The 16,096-nt window shown below is 64.5% G+C and carries 13 protein-coding genes and 1 pseudogene; 8 read left to right on the forward strand and 6 right to left on the reverse strand.

All coding sequences use genetic code 11. The annotated features are described in order from the left end of the window. Positions 1-8: 8 nt before the first annotated feature. From accB to OSH10_RS14605, 4 genes are all read right to left on the reverse strand, one after another. Positions 9-464, reverse strand: coding sequence for an acetyl-CoA carboxylase biotin carboxyl carrier protein (gene accB, locus OSH10_RS14590; protein WP_266332561.1), 456 nt, complete (start codon positions 462-464; stop codon positions 9-11). Positions 465-500: 36 nt separating this feature from the next. Continuing rightward, positions 501-938: a type II 3-dehydroquinate dehydratase gene (gene aroQ / locus OSH10_RS14595; RefSeq protein WP_266332562.1), complete on the reverse strand. Its 438-nt coding sequence runs from the start codon at positions 936-938 to the stop codon at positions 501-503. A gap of 137 nt (positions 939-1,075) precedes the next feature. Next, the gene (locus OSH10_RS14600; RefSeq protein WP_266332563.1) at positions 1,076-1,834 is read right to left on the reverse strand and encodes a DsbA family protein; all 759 of its coding nucleotides are present in this window, start codon (positions 1,832-1,834) and stop codon (positions 1,076-1,078) included. Positions 1,835-1,895: 61 nt separating this feature from the next. Then, a complete protein-coding gene (locus OSH10_RS14605) occupies positions 1,896-3,284 on the reverse strand; it encodes a M48 family metalloprotease (protein WP_266332565.1) in 1,389 nt (462 codons plus the stop codon). A 148-nt stretch (positions 3,285-3,432) separates the two neighbouring features. On the opposite strand from OSH10_RS14605, the gene OSH10_RS14610 reads away from it, so the two are divergent. Continuing rightward, positions 3,433-4,596 carry a pyridoxal phosphate-dependent aminotransferase gene (locus OSH10_RS14610; protein ID WP_266332566.1) on the forward strand — a complete coding sequence of 388 codons (1,164 nt, stop codon included), beginning with the start codon at positions 3,433-3,435 and terminating at the stop codon, positions 4,594-4,596. A gap of 6 nt (positions 4,597-4,602) precedes the next feature. Here the strand turns inward: OSH10_RS14610 and OSH10_RS14615 are convergent, their stop codons facing one another. Next, positions 4,603-5,886: an ROK family protein gene (locus OSH10_RS14615; protein ID WP_266332567.1), complete on the reverse strand. Its 1,284-nt coding sequence runs from the start codon at positions 5,884-5,886 to the stop codon at positions 4,603-4,605. A 213-nt stretch (positions 5,887-6,099) separates the two neighbouring features. Here OSH10_RS14615 and pgi point away from each other — a divergent pair, with 213 nt between their 5' ends. The 7 genes and pseudogenes from pgi to OSH10_RS14650 form a co-directional block, all read left to right on the forward strand. Next, positions 6,100-7,752: a glucose-6-phosphate isomerase gene (gene pgi, locus OSH10_RS14620; RefSeq protein ID WP_266332568.1), complete on the forward strand. Its 1,653-nt coding sequence runs from the start codon at positions 6,100-6,102 to the stop codon at positions 7,750-7,752. A 633-nt stretch (positions 7,753-8,385) separates the two neighbouring features. Beyond that, positions 8,386-9,441: an ABC transporter permease gene (locus OSH10_RS14625; protein ID WP_266332569.1), complete on the forward strand. Its 1,056-nt coding sequence runs from the start codon at positions 8,386-8,388 to the stop codon at positions 9,439-9,441. A gap of 85 nt (positions 9,442-9,526) precedes the next feature. After that, complete coding sequence (locus tag OSH10_RS14630) at positions 9,527-10,504, forward strand: sugar ABC transporter substrate-binding protein (RefSeq protein ID WP_266332570.1); 978 nt, start codon at positions 9,527-9,529, stop codon at positions 10,502-10,504. Between the two features lie 110 nt (positions 10,505-10,614). After that, entirely contained in the window at positions 10,615-12,192 is a 1,578-nt protein-coding gene (locus OSH10_RS14635) for a sugar ABC transporter ATP-binding protein (protein WP_266332571.1), read from the forward strand. Continuing rightward, the gene (locus OSH10_RS14640; RefSeq protein ID WP_266332572.1) at positions 12,192-12,968 is read left to right on the forward strand and encodes an SDR family NAD(P)-dependent oxidoreductase; all 777 of its coding nucleotides are present in this window, start codon (positions 12,192-12,194) and stop codon (positions 12,966-12,968) included. Before OSH10_RS14635 ends, OSH10_RS14640 begins: the two co-directional genes overlap by 1 nt. Before the next feature lie 578 nt (positions 12,969-13,546). Beyond that, positions 13,547-14,662 carry a reverse transcriptase domain-containing protein gene (locus OSH10_RS14645; protein ID WP_266332573.1) on the forward strand — a complete coding sequence of 372 codons (1,116 nt, stop codon included), beginning with the start codon at positions 13,547-13,549 and terminating at the stop codon, positions 14,660-14,662. Between the two features lie 12 nt (positions 14,663-14,674). Continuing rightward, a pseudogene (locus OSH10_RS14650) lies at positions 14,675-15,145 on the forward strand (S1 family peptidase); the annotation flags it as partial. 62 nt (positions 15,146-15,207) lie between these two features. On the opposite strand, the gene OSH10_RS14655 reads toward OSH10_RS14650, so the two are convergent. After that, entirely contained in the window at positions 15,208-16,080 is an 873-nt protein-coding gene (locus tag OSH10_RS14655; protein ID WP_266332574.1) for an aldose 1-epimerase, read from the reverse strand. Positions 16,081-16,096 lie beyond the last annotated feature (16 nt).

Raw genomic sequence — 16,096 nt, forward strand, 5'->3', positions numbered from 1 at the left:
CACGGCGCTCATTCGATGATCAGGAGCGGTTCGCCATACTCTACCGGCTGGCCGTCCTCGACCATGATGGCCTTCACGACACCGGAGCGCGGCGACGGAATCTGGTTCATCGTCTTCATCGCCTCGACGATGAGGAGCGTCTGGCCCTCGCGGACCGTATCGCCGATCTCGATGAAGGTCTTAGCGCCCGGCTCGGGCGAGCGGTAGGCGGTGCCGACCATCGGCGAGGGAACGATGCCGGGGTGGCCGGCCAGGCTGACTTCAACCGGCGCAGCCGCCACGACCGGCGCCGCCGCGAGCGGAGCGGCGACCTGATAGGCGGCGGGAGCGGCGGTGATGTTGCGTGCAACGCGGATCCGCAGATCCTCGTGCTCGACTTCGATCTCGGTGAGATCCGTCTCCGTCAGCAGCAGCGCGAGCTGCCGGATCAGGTCCTGATCGATCGTCGAATTTTTGCTCGTCATGCCCTTTGTTCTTTCATTGAGGCCGTTCCCCCTCACTCACTCGACGAGCGGTTGCAGCGCTTGAAGCGCCAACCCGTAGCCAGCGGCTCCGAAACCGCAGATCACGCCGGCGGCGACAGGGGAAACATAGGAATGATGTCGGAAATCTTCGCGCGCGAAGACATTGGAAAGATGCAGCTCGATCGTGGGGAGCCCGACGGCGCGAATCGCGTCATGCAGGGCGATCGACGTATGCGTATAGGCGCCCGGATTGATCACGATGCCGCGGAACCGCCCGAGCGCCTCGTGAATCCAGTCGATCAGCATTCCCTCATGGTTGGACTGGCGAAAATCGACCGCCATGCCCAACCGCTCGCCCGCGGCCTTGGTATCCGCCTCGATCTCGCTCAGCGTCTTGGAGCCATAGACACCAGGCTCCCGCTTGCCGAGCATGTTGAGGTTGGGACCGTTGAGAACGAGGATTGCTGCTGTCATCGATGATTTTCTACCGAGGGCCCTGCAAGGACGGGCCCTTGCGGCGAGGTTGGCAGGTTATAGGGGGTCGAGGAATAAAGGAAAAGCCCCGAAACTCGCGCCTCGGGAATCCTGTCCCATGATTCTTGACCCGTCGGTCAGCACGTCACGGAGCCGCAGGCGCGCACGGATTTGATCTTCTCCTTCAGCGCATCATACCCGACCGCGCCGACGACCACGTCGTTCTGCAGGACATAGGACGGCGTGCCGTTGATGCCGAGAGCCTGGGCCAGTCCATAAGATTCGTTGATGGTGGCCGCGACCTCCGGATCCTTGAGGTGCGCCTGGATTGCGGCCTTGTCGAGACCGATATCGGCGGCAACCGCCAGCGCCCGCGCGCCATCGACGGCGCCCCGGCTCATCAGCAGCTCGTCATAGAAGGCCTTGTACTTCTCGGGCGCGACCTTGTTGACGCTGATCGCCACCTGGGCGGCCTCTTCCGACCCCTGCCCCAGCACCGGGAACTCCTTCAGGATGACGCGAAGGCCCTTGTCCTCGTCGAGCAGCTTCTGCATGTCGGCGTGGGCGCGCTTGCAGTAGCCGCAATTGTAGTCGAAGAACTCGACCAGCGTGACGTCGCCCTTGGGATTGCCCAGCACGACATGGCGCGGCGAATTGAACAGCTGGTCGGCATATTTGGCGACGCCGCTCTTGCGGGCCTCGGCTTCGGCGACCTGTTCCTTGCGCTGGAGTTCCTCCATCGCATCCCGGATCACTTCCGGGTTCTTCATCAGATAGTCCTTCACCAGATCGCCGATCTCGGCCTGCTGGTCCTCGGAGAAGCTGGCGGCCTGCACCGGCACGGCGGCGGTCAGCGCGATCGCGGCGAAAGCCGCTGCGAAGAAGGGTCTCGACATGGCAATCACCTGTTTGCGTCGGGCCTGGAGATCGCGCGCGGCGATCGGCGGGCGGAACGGATCATTTCGTCTTCGATGGCGGTGTATAGGACAGAATGTCGTCGGCACGAAGCCAGGCCGGCGATCCCGTCTTGAATTGGCTCTGCACGCGCTTGGCGCGGGACTTGGCTTCCCGGAACTTGCCCTCGGCGAATTCGCCCTGCGCGGTGGCGAGATCGGCCATGGCGATGTCGCCCCGCAGCGCATAGGCGCGCGCCAGGCTGCGATGGCCGATCGGCATGTCCGGATCGGCCTGCAGGCCGATGGTGAGGTTTTTCACCGCCTCATTGACCGATTTGGGATCGCCGACCTCGACGAGAGCCTGGCCGAGCATGATCCGCAGCAGCCCCGATTTCGGTGCCGCGGCCACGGCCTTGCGCAACGGCGCGACGGCCTCCTTGGCGCGGCCGGCTTCGAGAAGCACCTGGCCCTGCAACTCGTAGAAATAGGGGAAGTTGGGCCGCGACTTGATCAACGAGCCGATCTGGTCGATGGCGTTGCGGGAATTGCCGGTTCGATAGGCCAGGATGGCGCGGGCATAGCGCGCCGGCATCGAGGTGTCGGAAGGCGGATAGCGCCGCATCACCAGCATCGAGTCTTCGGAGAACGCCGAGAGCTTGGCCCGCACCATGTCGTGCCGCGCCTGCAACTCCGGCGAGTCCTTGGTATTGTAGAACTTGCTCTTTTTCGCCGCGCTCTCGATCAGCTCGATGCGCTCGTTCGGCATCGGGTGGCTCTGCAGATACGGATTGGCGCCCTGGCTGGAGAACAGCGTGTTGTCGGCGAAGCGCTGGAACGTCGTGATCATGCCCTTGGCGGACTGGCCGCTCTTGTCGAGATAGGTGAGCGCCGAACGGTCGGCGGCCATTTCCTCGGAGCGCTGATAGGCGAGCAGGCCGCGCCGGACCATCTCGTTCGAGCCCATGGCGATGCCGCCACCGGCGCGCGCGGCGTCGCCGGAGCCGGAGGCCGCGCCGGCGATCGCGGCGCCCATGCCGACAACGCTGCCGATCATCGCCATCGTCTTGGCCGTCTCGAGCTGCTGGCGCAGCTGAATCTGGTGGTTGCCGGCGAGATGCCCGGTTTCATGCGCGAGCACGCCGATCAGCTCGTTCGGCGTCTTCGAATCGATGATCGCGCCGGTGTTGACGAAGATCTTGTCGCCGGCGGCGACGAAGGCGTTGAAGGACGGATTGTTGACCAGATACAGCTCGATCGAGGTCGCACGAAGGCCGGCGGCCTTGTAGATCGGCCGCAGGTAGTCCTGGATCAGCGCCTCGGTTTCCGCGTCGCGCACCAGGGCCGGCCTGGACTGGGCATCGGCCGGGCCGGCGGCGAACGGCGCCAGCATGGCCATGCCGATCATGCCGCCCACAAGGCCTCGCACCACGCGCTGGATCGAATTCGTCACGGATCGCCCCTCCTCCAGCCTTTCCCTCACGGCCGGCGAATTGTATGAAGCCGCCTCGCGCTCGCGCCAGCGGCATCCCCCTTGGACGGATGCGCAGAAAATGGGGCGATAGCAAGACTTTTAATCCCCCGGATGGAACAGCCCCGCCATGACCCCTTCCGATCGCCCGCCATCGCGCCGCAGCGCCGTCGCTCCCTTCATCGCGATGGATGTGATGTCGGCGGCGTTTGCGCGAATCGCCAAGGGCGAGCGCATCGTCCGCATGGAGATCGGCGAACCCGGAGCCTCGGCCCCGAAGCCCGTGCTCGACGCCGCCCGCGCGGCGCTGGATAGCGGCCGCATCGGCTATACCGAGGCACTCGGCTGGCGGCCGCTGCGCGAGCGCATCGCGCAGTATTATGCGGATACGCACGGCATCGACGTCCCCGCCTCGCGGATCGCCATCACCACGGGCTCGTCGGCCGGCTTCAACCTCGCCTTCCTCGCCGCCTTCGATGTCGGCGACCGGGTGGCCATCGCCTCACCCGGCTATCCCGCCTATCGCAACATCCTTGCCGCGCTCGGCCTGGAGGTCGTCGAGATCGAGACCACGGCCGAGACCCGGCACGCGATCACGCCGGCCATGCTGGAGCGCGTCCATGCGGACAAGCCGCTGGCCGGCATCCTGGTCGCCAGCCCCGGCAACCCGACCGGCACGATGATGACGCCCGACTCGCTCGCGGCCCTCATCCGCGCCGCCGACGAACTCGGCATCCGCTTCATCTCGGACGAGATCTATCACGGCCTCGTCTATGAGGGCGTCGCCGAGACGGCGCTTGCCACCAGCGACCGCGCCATCGTCATCAACTCGTTCTCGAAATATTACTGCATGACCGGCTGGCGGATCGGCTGGATGGTGCTGCCGGAAATCCTCGTCCGCCCGGTCGAGCGGATCGGCCAGAGCCTCTACATCTCCGCGCCCGACCTGTCGCAGCGCGCCGCGATCGCCGCCTTCGACGCGATCGAGGAACTCGAAGCGATCAAGGCCGGCTATGCCGCCAATCGCAAGCTGCTGCTGGAAAGGCTGCCGAAGATCGGCTTCGACGATTACTTCCCCGTCGATGGCGCCTTCTACATCTACGCCTCGGTGCGCCGCTTCTCGAACGATTCCGCCGATTTCGCGCAGAAGATGCTGGCCGAGGCCGGAATCTCGGCGACGCCGGGCGCGGATTTCGACCGCGTGCACGGCCACGCGCACATCCGCTTTTCCTTCGCCGGGGCCACGGCGGAGATCGCCGAGGCCGCGGAACGCCTGGAAAACTGGCTCGCCTGAGCGCGATCAGACCTTGAGGTCGGCGGGCTCGCGCACGGGCGCCACCGGCTTCGGCAGCACCACAGGATCGTGGTCCGAACTGGCAAAGACCTCGCGGTCGAGCCGCTGCATCGCGCCGGCCAGAATGCCGACATCGACGAGGTCGTCCTCGGCCGAGAACACCTCGATCTCGGTCATGCGGGCGAGTTCGCCTACCAGCCCCTCGTCGAGACCGGCGCGGAATCCGGCCTCCATCAGGTCGAAGGCGGCGACGCCGCGCCCCGTAAAGGCGACGCGTTGCGGATTGAGCAGCGCAATCAGCCGCGACAGGCCGTAACCGAGCGCCAGGCCGGCCTGGTGATAGGCCATGCGCACGCGATCCTCGCCGGCGCGCGCCCGCTCCTCGAGCCGGTGCATCGTCTCGGCGTCGGGATCGATATCCGTCGGCGACACGTCGGGCGCCAGGTTTTCCACCGCCCGGTAGATCGCGTAGTCGGCGACATAGGCCTCGACGCAGCCACGGCGGCCGCAGCGGCAGAGCGCGCCGCCCGGCATGTGGTTGGCATGGCCGAATTCGGCGCCGGAACCATAGGCACCGGTGAACAGGCGGCCATTGATATAGAGCCCCATGCCCACGCCATAGGCGATGAAGATGGTGGCGAAGGTGCCGCCGAAACGGATGGGATCGCGCGAATGCAGCGCCTGCGCCATCATGTTGACGTCGTTGGTCATCGAGGCGCGGATGCCGAGCGCCTCGGTCACCGGACCCGGGATCGGTCCCACATCCACGTCGACGGTCGGGCTCCACAGCAGCGTGCCGGTCGTCTCGTCGGTGGTGCCGGGAATGGCGATCGAAATCTCCGACACGCGCGAAGGCGGAATGTCCCGGTCGGCGAGATAGCCGCGGATGCAATCGATCAGCCGCGGCACGAAATGGCGCGACTCGGTCCCCATCGTCGCGATGGCATAGTGCCGGCTGTCGCGCAGATGGCCGGAATAGTCGCTGAGCAGCAGTGTCACCGAATGGAGCGAGATCTTGACGCCCAGCACATAGGCGGCCTCGTCGTTCAGCGTCAGCGCCACGCGTGGCCGGCCCCGGCCGAGCGGCCGCTCGGCCCGCTCGTCGATATCGGCGGTCACCAGGATATGTTCGGCCAGGAGATCGCCGGTAATGGCGGAGATCGTCGCGGGACTGAGTCCCGTCTCTCGGCCAAGCTCGACACGCGCCAGCGGACCGGCACGACGAAGCGCCCCGAGAACGAGACCACGGTTCTGGCGACGCACTAGTTCAGTGTCGGCTTTGCTCTGCACGATTCTCCTCCGCGCCCGCAGCATGGTGTATCGATTATTGATTTCCAAGCGTAATTGATGGCGCTACGTCAGCTATGAATATCAAATTTTGCATGTGAGAATGGCGCTGTGATGTCTTCACCCGGATCGGGTGGGCTCCACTTGCCGCAGCCGGGCTCCCGTCGTATGTCGTCGTCAGCCCCGTAGGCCCATCGCTTCGAAGGACGTCCACGCATGACCGTCGCCCGAACCGCCGCTACGGCGGCCGCTATCAGCAATGCCTTTGCCGCTCTCCGAGAGCAGCGCGATCGCGTCGAGGCGCAGAACATGCGCGAGATGTTCGCCGCCGATCCCGCGCGTTTCAGCCGTCTTTCGGCGAGCGTGGACGGGCTGCTGCTCGATTACTCGAAGAACCGCATCGACACGGCCGCGGTCGTCGCGCTGCTCGACCTCGCCCGCATCGCCGGTGTCGAGGAGCGTCGCGACGCGATGTTCGCCGGCGAGAAGATCAACGTCACCGAAAACCGCGCCGTGCTGCATGTGGCGCTGCGCGCCACGCCGGACGAGAGCTATATCGTCGATGGCAAGAATGTCGTGGATGACGTGCAATCCGTGCTCGCGGCCATGACGGCCTTCGCCGAAGGCATTCGCGACGGCTCGATCGCCGGCACGGGCGGACGCTTCACCGACGTCGTCAATATCGGCATTGGCGGCTCCGACCTTGGCCCGGCCATGGTCACGCGCGCGCTCAGCCCCTATCACGACGGCCCGCGCCTGCACTTCGTCTCCAATGTCGACGGCGCGCATATCCACGACACGCTGGAAGGCCTCGACCCGGCGACGACGCTGTTCCTGGTCGCCTCGAAGACCTTCACCACGATCGAGACCATGACCAATGCCGCCACGGCGCGGGCCTGGATCGTCGCGGCGCTGGGCGAAGAAGCGGTCGGCGCGCATTTCGCCGCCATGTCGACGGCGCTGGACAAGGTCAATGCCTTCGGCATCGACGAAAGCCGCACCTTCGGCTTCTGGGACTGGGTCGGCGGCCGCTATTCGGTCTGGTCGGCGATCGGCCTGCCGGTGATGATCGCCATCGGCGCGGACGATTTCCGCCAGTTCCTCGCCGGCGCGCATGCGATGGACCAGCATTTCCGCACCGCGCCGCTCGACAAGAACCTGCCGGTGCTGCTGGCGCTGATCGGCATCTGGAACCGCAATATCCTCGGCTTCCCGGCCAAGGCGGTGCTGCCCTACGACCAGAGGCTGGAGCGCTTCGCGGCCTACCTGCAGCAGCTCGACATGGAATCGAACGGCAAGCGCGTAACGCTGGAAGGCGCCCCGGTGACGCTCGCCACCGGTCCGCTCGTCTGGGGCGAGCCCGGCACCAACGGCCAGCACGCCTTCTACCAGCTGATCCACCAGGGCACCGACGTCATCCCCTGCGATTTCCTGATCGCGGCGACGGCGCATGAGACGGACAAGGTCCATCACGCCCTGCTGCTCGCCAACTGCTTCGCCCAGACGGAAGCGCTGATGCGCGGCCGCACCACGGACGAGGCCCGCGCCGAACTCGCCGCCGAAGGCAAGGTGCCGACCGAGGTCGAGCGCCTCGCCCCGCACAAGACGTTTCCGGGCAACCGCCCGTCCAATACGATCCTCTACAAATTGCTCGATCCCTTCACGCTCGGCCGCCTGATCGCGCTCTACGAGCATCAGGTCTTCGTACAGGGCGCGATCTGGGGCATCGATTCCTACGACCAGTGGGGCGTCGAGCTCGGCAAGCAGCTCGCCATGCAGTTGCTGCCGATGGTCGACGGCACCGCCGACGCCGGCTCGCGCGATTCCTCTACCGCAGGATTGATCAAGGCCGCCGCCAGCCTGCGCTGACGCCGCGGCGATCATCGCTGAAAACAAGAGTCCGGCGGGAAGCCTCCCGCCGGACTTTTTGATTCCGGCGCTGTCGGCCGTGCGAGTCGGCATCGAGAGACAAGTAAGCCCCTCACCCCACCCCTCTCCCGCAAGCGGGCGAGGGAGCCGATCGCGGCCCGTCGCCCCGCCGGCAACTCCGGAAGATCGAACGATTGAAGACGTCGCGTCGAATACCCAGCCCCTTGGGGACCCAGTAGCCTCCCACGTCACCCCGCCGCCGGCCGAAAAGCCCTCGCCCGCTTGCGGGAGAGGGTTGGGGTGAGGGGCTTGCTTTCCAAGTTTTGACGATCGAGTCCCGGATTCGCGCGATCGATCTCGGAATACCCCCTCCCACTATCCGCAGCCGATCCTCGCCCTGACGCTCCGCTCCCGTCCCACGAGACGCCGAAGCGCCCACGTTTCCCAGCCCGCCTCCATCCACGTTTCCAGCCTCCCGCGAGAGCTACACCGATTATTTCCACACAGCCCGATCCCGACATTGATAAAATTATAATAGCATGATGTTATGTGAGCCGGCCCCTCCAACGTTCTGAAGGGGCCCCGCCAGGGACCGCGTCGAGGAGGATGCGCCCGGCGGCAAGGGAGGGAAACATGGAACGTACCGTTGAGCGGGATTCCGGCTTCGAGGGATCTGGCCGCGCCGTGCGCGATCGGCTGACGCGGTTTGTCGCGGTCGGCGAGGTGGGCGTCTTGCTCGCGCTGATCGTGCTGGTCGCCTTCTTCTACATCGTCGAGCCGGCATTCCTGTCGGAACGCAATATCCGCGCCATCCTGCGCGTCGTTTCGTTCATCGGCATCATCGCCATCGGCCAGACGATCCTGCTGGTGAATGGCGAGTTCGATCTTTCCGTCGGCGCGGTGGCCGGCCTGTCGGCGGTCTGCAGCGCCAAGCTGATGACGGCGCTGGCCCTGCCCGTGCCCCTGGCGCTGATCGGCGGCGTGCTCGTCGGCGCCGGGATCGGGCTGGTCAACGGCCTGGTCGTGGTGAAGCTGAAGATCCCGGCCTTCATCCAGACGCTGGGCATGCTGTTCATCGGCCAGGGCCTGATCCAGGTCGTGACCAACGGATACCCGGTCTATCCGCTCCCGCCCGTGATCACCGCCATCGGCTATGCCGATTTCCTGTTCGGGCTCGGCTGGAGCTTCGTCTTCTTCATCCTCGCCGCGCTGATGGCCGATTTCGTGCTCCGCCGCACCGTGCTCGGCCGCAACATGTATGCGACCGGCGGCAATCCGGAAGTCGCGCGCCTCGTGGGCATCGATACCAACCGCTACAAGATCGGCGCCTTCATGACGGTCGGCGCGCTCGCCGCCGTCGCCGGCATGTTCGTCATGGCCGATCTCGCTTCCGGCACCACCTCGATCGGCAGCGGCTGGGAATTGAACGTCATCGCCGGCGTCGTCGTTGGCGGCGTCAGCCTTTTCGGCGGCGCCGGCACCATGGCTGGCGGCCTGATCGGCGTTCTCCTGCTGCAGGTCGTCACCAGCGGTCTCGTCGTCGTCGGCGTCAATGCCAACTGGCAGCAGATCGCCGTCGGCGTGATCATGGTGCTCGCCGTCGGCCTCGACATCCTGCGCCGCCGCTATTTCATCGCCGGCTCCAGCGCCGCGCCCGCCGAGCCGCCGACCGCCACCACACCATCCTGAGCGCCCCCGATCCCCGGAGACCGGACAGGACGCTATCGATCAAAAGGGCCTGCCAGAAGGCGGGCCATCCAGAGGGAGGACTACCATGAAGACACGTTTTTCCAGCCTGACGAAGGCGGCGCTGCTCGCCACCGTCGCCATGACCGGCGGCCTCACCGCCCTGCCCCAGGCCGGCCTCGCCGCCGGCAAGAACATCCTCTGGGTGCAGCCGATGCGCGACCATCCGGTGCATCGCCTGATGCAGGCCGGCTTCCTCAACAAGTGCAAGGAACTCGGCAATACCTGCGAAGTCGTCGGCAACCCGAGCTCCACCAATTATGACGTGCCCGGCTCGATCCCACTCGCCGAGGCCGCCATGGCGCGCACCAAGTTCGACGCCATCGCCGTCTACGGCCCGGGCCCGGAGATCTTTCCGTTCATCGGCAAGCTCGGCCGGGAAGGTTTCCCGGTGGTCACCTGGCACGTGCTGCCGCCCGAGGGCTCGGTTCCCGGCCTGAAGGCCGCGACCGGCGAAGACATTCCCTCGGCCGGCAGGGCGGCGGCGCTGTCGATGGGCGAGAAGCTGGGCGGCAAGGGCGTGGTCGCGCTGACGCAGGGCTCGTCCAACGACACCGAGAACGTCATGGCGGACTCGTTCCGCAAGACGATGGCCGAGAAATATCCCGACATCCGGATCCTCGACACCCAGATGGAAGGCTTCGAGCCCTCCGCCGCCGAGGGCAAGGCCGTCGCCCTGCTGCAGGGCAACCCGGACGTCACCGCTGCCTTCTCGACGACCGGCAATGGCGCGCAGACCTGGTCGGGCGCCGCCCGCAAGGCCGATCGCCCGCTCGTCATCATCGGCATGGACTACATCCGCCAGAACCTGGACATCGTGAAGTCGGGCGCGGCCTATGGCGTGGTGGCGCAGCCTCTCTACGAGGAGAGCGCGCTGACCGCCCAGCTTGCCAACGACCTCGCCGAAGGCAAGACCGTGCCGTATCTCAACCCGCTGCCGGCCTCGGTCATCACCGCAGCCGACCTCGAGCCCTACTACAAGATGCTCGACAGCGCCGGCCAGTAAGGCACGCCCGCTTGGCCCTCGCCCGCTTCCGGGCGAGGGCTGGGTGAGGGACCTTCTTCCCCTCGCCTCTCCCCCAGGGAGGCAAATGGATGCACACGGGAACACCGATCATGACCGACCCAGCCACCGCCCCGCCCGTCATCCAGACCCGCGCCATCGTCAAGAGCTTCGCCGGCGTGCAGGCGTTGCGCGGCGTCGATTTCGCCGTGCATCCGGGCGAGATCCACGCGCTGCTCGGCCAGAACGGCGCCGGCAAGTCGACCCTGGTCAAGATCCTGAACGGCGTCCACAAGTCGGGCTCCTATTCCGGCGAGATCCTCGTCGACGGCAAGCCCGCCACCTTCGCCTCCACCTCCGACGCCCGCGCGCATGGCGTCGGCTACGTGCCGCAGGAAATCGAGGTGCTGGAACAGCTTTCCGTCGCCGAAAACGTCTTTGCCGGCCATACCGGCCTCGGCCGCGGCCCGATCATCAGCCGCCGCCGCATGGAGACCGAAGCCCGCGCCCTGTTCGAGGAACTGGGCCTCGCCATCGATCCGCGCATGCTGGTCGCGAGCCTCACCTCGGCGCAGCGCCATCTCGTGATGATCGCCCGCGCCCTCTCCTTCCGCCCCCGCGTGCTGATGCTGGACGAGCCGACCGCCTCGCTTTCCGGCGTCGAGGTCGAGCGGCTGTTTTCCGTGCTCCGCCGCCTGAAGGCGCAGGGCAAGACGATGATCTTCATCACCCACCGCCTGCCGGAGGTGCTCGCCATCTGCGACCGCGCCACCGTGCTGCGCGATGGCCGCGTCGCCGCCGAGATCGACCGCGCCCATTTCGACGAGGAGCATTTCATCTTCGCCATGTCGGGCCAGAAGCTGCAGCGCCTCTATCCCGACCATGTCGCCCCGCCGGCCGAAACGCCGCCCCTGCTCTCGGCCCGCGACCTCTCCATCGCCGGCCGCTTCGGCGTCAATCGCGGCGTCAGCGGCGTCTCCTTCGATGTGCGCCCCGGCGAGATCCTCGGCCTCGCCGGCCTGCTCGGCTCCGGCCGCACCGAGATTTTGCACGCCCTCTATGGCCGCATCCCGTTTTCCGGCAGCATCGCGATCGACGGCAGGCCCGTCGCGATCGCGCGCTCCAGCGATGCACGCGCCGCTGGCGTGGCGCTCTTGACCGAGGACCGCAAGCGCGACGGCCTGCTGTTCAACCTGCCCGTCGGCGCCAACATCACCATCGGCAACCTGGCGCCGCTGTCGAGCCACGGCATGGTGCGCGACGCCCGCGAGAAAAGCGCCGTGCTCGCCGCCATGCGGGCGCTCAACGTCAAGGCCCGCTCCCCGCAGGCCTCCGTCGCCCATCTCTCCGGCGGCAACCAGCAGAAGCTGCTGTTCGCCCGCGTGCTGATGAGCGCGCCGCGCGTGCTCCTCCTCGACGAGCCGACCAAGGGCGTCGACGCCGGCACGCGGCACGAGATCTACCGGCTGATCGTCGACCTCGCCGACAAGGGCGTGGCGCTCGTCGTCGTCGCCTCGGAACTGGAGGAAGTGATCGGCCTCGCCGACCGCTGCCTGGTGGTGGCCGACGGGCGGATCGTCGATGAGTTCCAGCGCGGCGAAGGCAGCGAGGACAAGGTGCTGCGCTCGATCACCACGGCGCAGGCCGAGATGCAGCAACAGGCGCTCGCCGCCGGCGCGGGGCGCACCTGATGGCCGGGCGCTTCGCAGGCAAGGTCGTGCTCGTCACGGGCGCCGCGACCGGCATCGGCCGGGCCACGGCGGAATATCTGGTGGCCGAGGGCGCCAGCGTCTTCGGCATCGGCCTCGATGGCGAAGCCGGCCGCGCGCTCGACGAAACCTATGCGGCGAGCCACCTGCCGCTGTCGTTCCGCGAGGTCGACCTGACGGATGACGCGGCGGTGCGCACCGCCGTCGCCGCCTGCCAGCGCGAGCATGGCCGGCTCGATGCCGTCGTCAACTGCGCCGGGATCTACGCCACCGGCAAGCGGCTGGAGGACGTCAGCGACGCCGAATGGGATTTGACCGTCGCCGTCAATCTCACCGCGATTTTTCGCGTCTGCCGCGCCGCATTGCCGCTGATCCGCGCCTCGGGCGGCGGGTCGGTGGTCAACCTCGCCTCGGTGCACGCGATCGCCACCGTCCCCGGCGTGCCGGCCTATGCCGCCACCAAGGCGGCCGTGGTCGGCCTGTCGAAGCAGATGGCGCTCGACTATGCGGTCGACCGCATCCGCGTCAACGCCGTCCTCGTCGGCTCGGTGGCGACGCGCATGACGCTCGGCGACGCACCCGATGGGCGCGAAAAAGTCGAGGCGGCGGGGCTCTATTTCGACGAGCGAAAAGTGCCGCGCGTCGCCGATCCGTCCGAACTCGCCAGGGCGATCGGCTTTCTCCTCTCCGACGACGCGTCGTTCGTCACCGGCAGCGCCTTCACGGCGGATGGCGGGCTTACGGCGCTGTTGCTGTAGGGTCCTCGCCGCAAGGGTCTGCTGCGGCAAGCAATTGTCCGCATGACGAAATCGCCTCAAGGATATAGCGCCCCCGCCGGATCGCGCCGTCTTCACCTCTCGCCTCACGGGAGAGGTCGAAGGCCGAAGGCCGGCGGGTGAGGGTTTACGGCCTCACCGACAGCCCGCTTTGCGGTAACGCGCCAAATCCGGAGGGTTCCCTAACCCCTCACCCGGCGCTCCGCGCCGACCTCTCCCGCCGGGAGAGGTAAAAGGCGAGCGCCCTCGCCCGCCGGTTGATCTTGCGCGCTGCTTTGCGACATCGGGTTCCCGCCGCCAGAACTGCCAGGGACCGTTGCATCGGGATCGAGAGACCCTAGTTGCACGCAATCTCGCGAACTCCTCATCCGCTCATCGTCCGATCCCAGTCAAACACAACTGTCGATTGAAAAGAATCAGTAACCCGTGCTAATTCTGACAGCAAGAGGATCCTCCCCGCAGAGCGCGCTGTCGAAACTGCGGCGCAAGACAAAATGTTATCCCAAGTCGTGTTGCGTCGTGCAACTCGGCAATTTGACGATGATAGGGGGAGGATCCTCATGCCCAATTTCTTCTGGACTCAGGAGAACCCTCCAAATTTTGGTCTCCCGATTGAACTTAAAAGCAGACAGAGCTTTTTAGAACACCTAAATATATCTTCTGCGGAACTTAAGAAGATATGGTGGTTCTCGCACCGCATGTATACGCGGTTTGAAATTCCAAAGCGTTCCGGAGGAATGAGAGCTATATTCGCTCCTAACAAGCGTCTAAAGCACTTGCAGGGAAAGCTGCATCATCTTCTTGAAACTATCTATAAGGCACGCCATCCCGTACATGGGTTCGTAAAAGATCGTTCGGTTAAAACGAATGCGCAAGAGCATGTTGGACGCCATCATCTCCTGAACCTTGATCTGGAAAACTTCTTCCCCTCTATATCAGAGAAGCGGGTAACTGGACTTTTCTTGAGTCTAGGAATGGACACTGAGACCGCACAAGCAGCTGCGAGAATAGCATGCTTTCGAGGACACCTCCCGCAAGGACCCCCTGCTAGTCCTATAATATCCAATATGATATGCTATCGGATGGATCGAGAACTGATGAGGTATTGCAAAGAACGCAAGATCCGGTACTCCCGATATGCCGATGACATTACGTTATCAATGTACTCGCGGCCAAACTTAATGGTACTTGGGGAATCTTTACTTGCAGGATCCCTAAAACTCGATGCGCTAGATCCTGCCCTCAGGGCTATTATCGCGAACAATGGCTTCACTATCAACGAGACCAAGATACGGTATTCTGACAAAAACTCGCGCCAAAAGGTAACGGGGTGTATTGTCAATGAATTCGTAAATGTACCTCGAACTTTTGTTCGAGAAGTTCGTGCCATGCTCTACTCTGTGGAAAAGAGCGGAATGGCAGGTGCGCAGGCAAAGTTGGCTGGCAAATCGCACGGCACCGGTCATATCGAAAACGTACTGAGGGGGAAAATCGCATGGCTGGGTCAAGTTAAGGGAAAAAGCGATCCAATATTTAGGAAGTACGCGAACCGATACAACGCTATATTTACATCAACTAAGATCAAAGTAGAACCCACTGCCCGAGAAAAAGTGGAACGGTCCGTTTGGGTAGTGGAATATTGCTATGATAAAGATAATGAGGTCCAGATAGAATAAGGGACCGCATTTTTTCTGGAGGGTGTCGGCTTAGTAACGGCCTTTCACTGCATTGTTGGAGGAGAGGATATTGAGGTATTTCATCCTAGCAAGCCCGCGAATCGCTTTCCGGTAAAACTGAAAAAGGGCTGTGCCGCTCGCGATCTCGCTATTCTAGAACATGAAGTTCCCTTGGAAGAGCACTATACCTTGGCAATCGCCGATGCTACTCCAAATGAGGACGGTGCCATTCTGGCGTTGGGCTACCCGTCTTATGGTCCGGGCGACAAGATAAGTCGGAGACCTGGCCAAATTCACAGCAGGCCGACTAAATCTGGCGTCAAATACTTGGAAGTCAGCATGAAGCTTAATCAAGGCATGTCTGGCGGGCCAATATTAAACTCAAGCGGACATGTCATCGGCATAACCCACAAAGGAGGAGTTACCGAAGACAAAGATCTTGCGGTTGACATCAATGAGCTTTTAGAACTTTCTGGTATTTAAGTTATTAGATTACTCAATCGCAATATCCTTGAATGAACAATTTCGACTATTAATCCAAGTCATCACGCAATCACCCCAAACCTCACCGCCCCCTCCACGCCCTCCCCCGGACCCAGCACCACCAGCCCGAGCCCATCCTCCCAGGCTTCCAGCTTGTTCGCGGCGCAGGGGACGTTGGTCTGGGGTTCCAGGCAGAAGAAGCTCTGCTTCGGGTCGGCGTAGAGCATCAGGTTTTCGAAGATCGGGTCGGCCTCGATCGTCAGCGTCACGCCGCGATTGGGAAAGCGCAGTTGGGCGAAGCCGTCCCAGCCGGAGTAATTGTTGTTGCGCCAATGGCTTGGCAGGGGCGCACCTTCCGAGAAATCGAGCTCGGGCGGAAGCGAGATGCGCGAGCCGGCGACGCCGTCCGGGGCTTCGAGCCAGAAATGGCTCGCCTTGAAGCGAAGCTCCGTGTCCGCATCACGCTCGAACCAGGGGTGATGGCCGAAGCCGAACGGCATGCGGACGGGGCCAAGGTTTTCCAGGCTCGTCGTCAGCGTCAGCCCCTCGGGCGCGAGCTCAAAATGCTGGGTCGCGCGGTAGAGGAACGGCTCGCCGGCGACGCGGCGCTCCAGCGTCAGCAGAGCCGTCGTGTTGGACGCGTCCTCGACCTGCCATTGCGACTGCCAGCCGGTGCCATGCACGTTGAAGCGCTCGGCGCCGTTGTTGGGCTCGAAGCGATAGGCAACGCCATCGAAGGTGAACTGGTTGCCGTCGATACGGTTGGCATAGGGCAGCATCGGGAACGAGCCGACGCCGAGCACGTCGCCGGCATCAGCGCGCTCGGCCGAAAGCGGGCGAAAGATGTCGATGCCGGCCTTTCGGAACGCGGCGATGCTGCCGCCGATCTTTGGCGCGATCGTCAGGCTGAGGTCACCGGCGGCAAGTTCGATCATGTTGGCGCGTTTCCAT

This window comes from Kaistia defluvii (genome assembly GCF_026343955.1).
GTDB lineage: Bacteria > Pseudomonadota > Alphaproteobacteria > Rhizobiales > Kaistiaceae > Kaistia > Kaistia defluvii.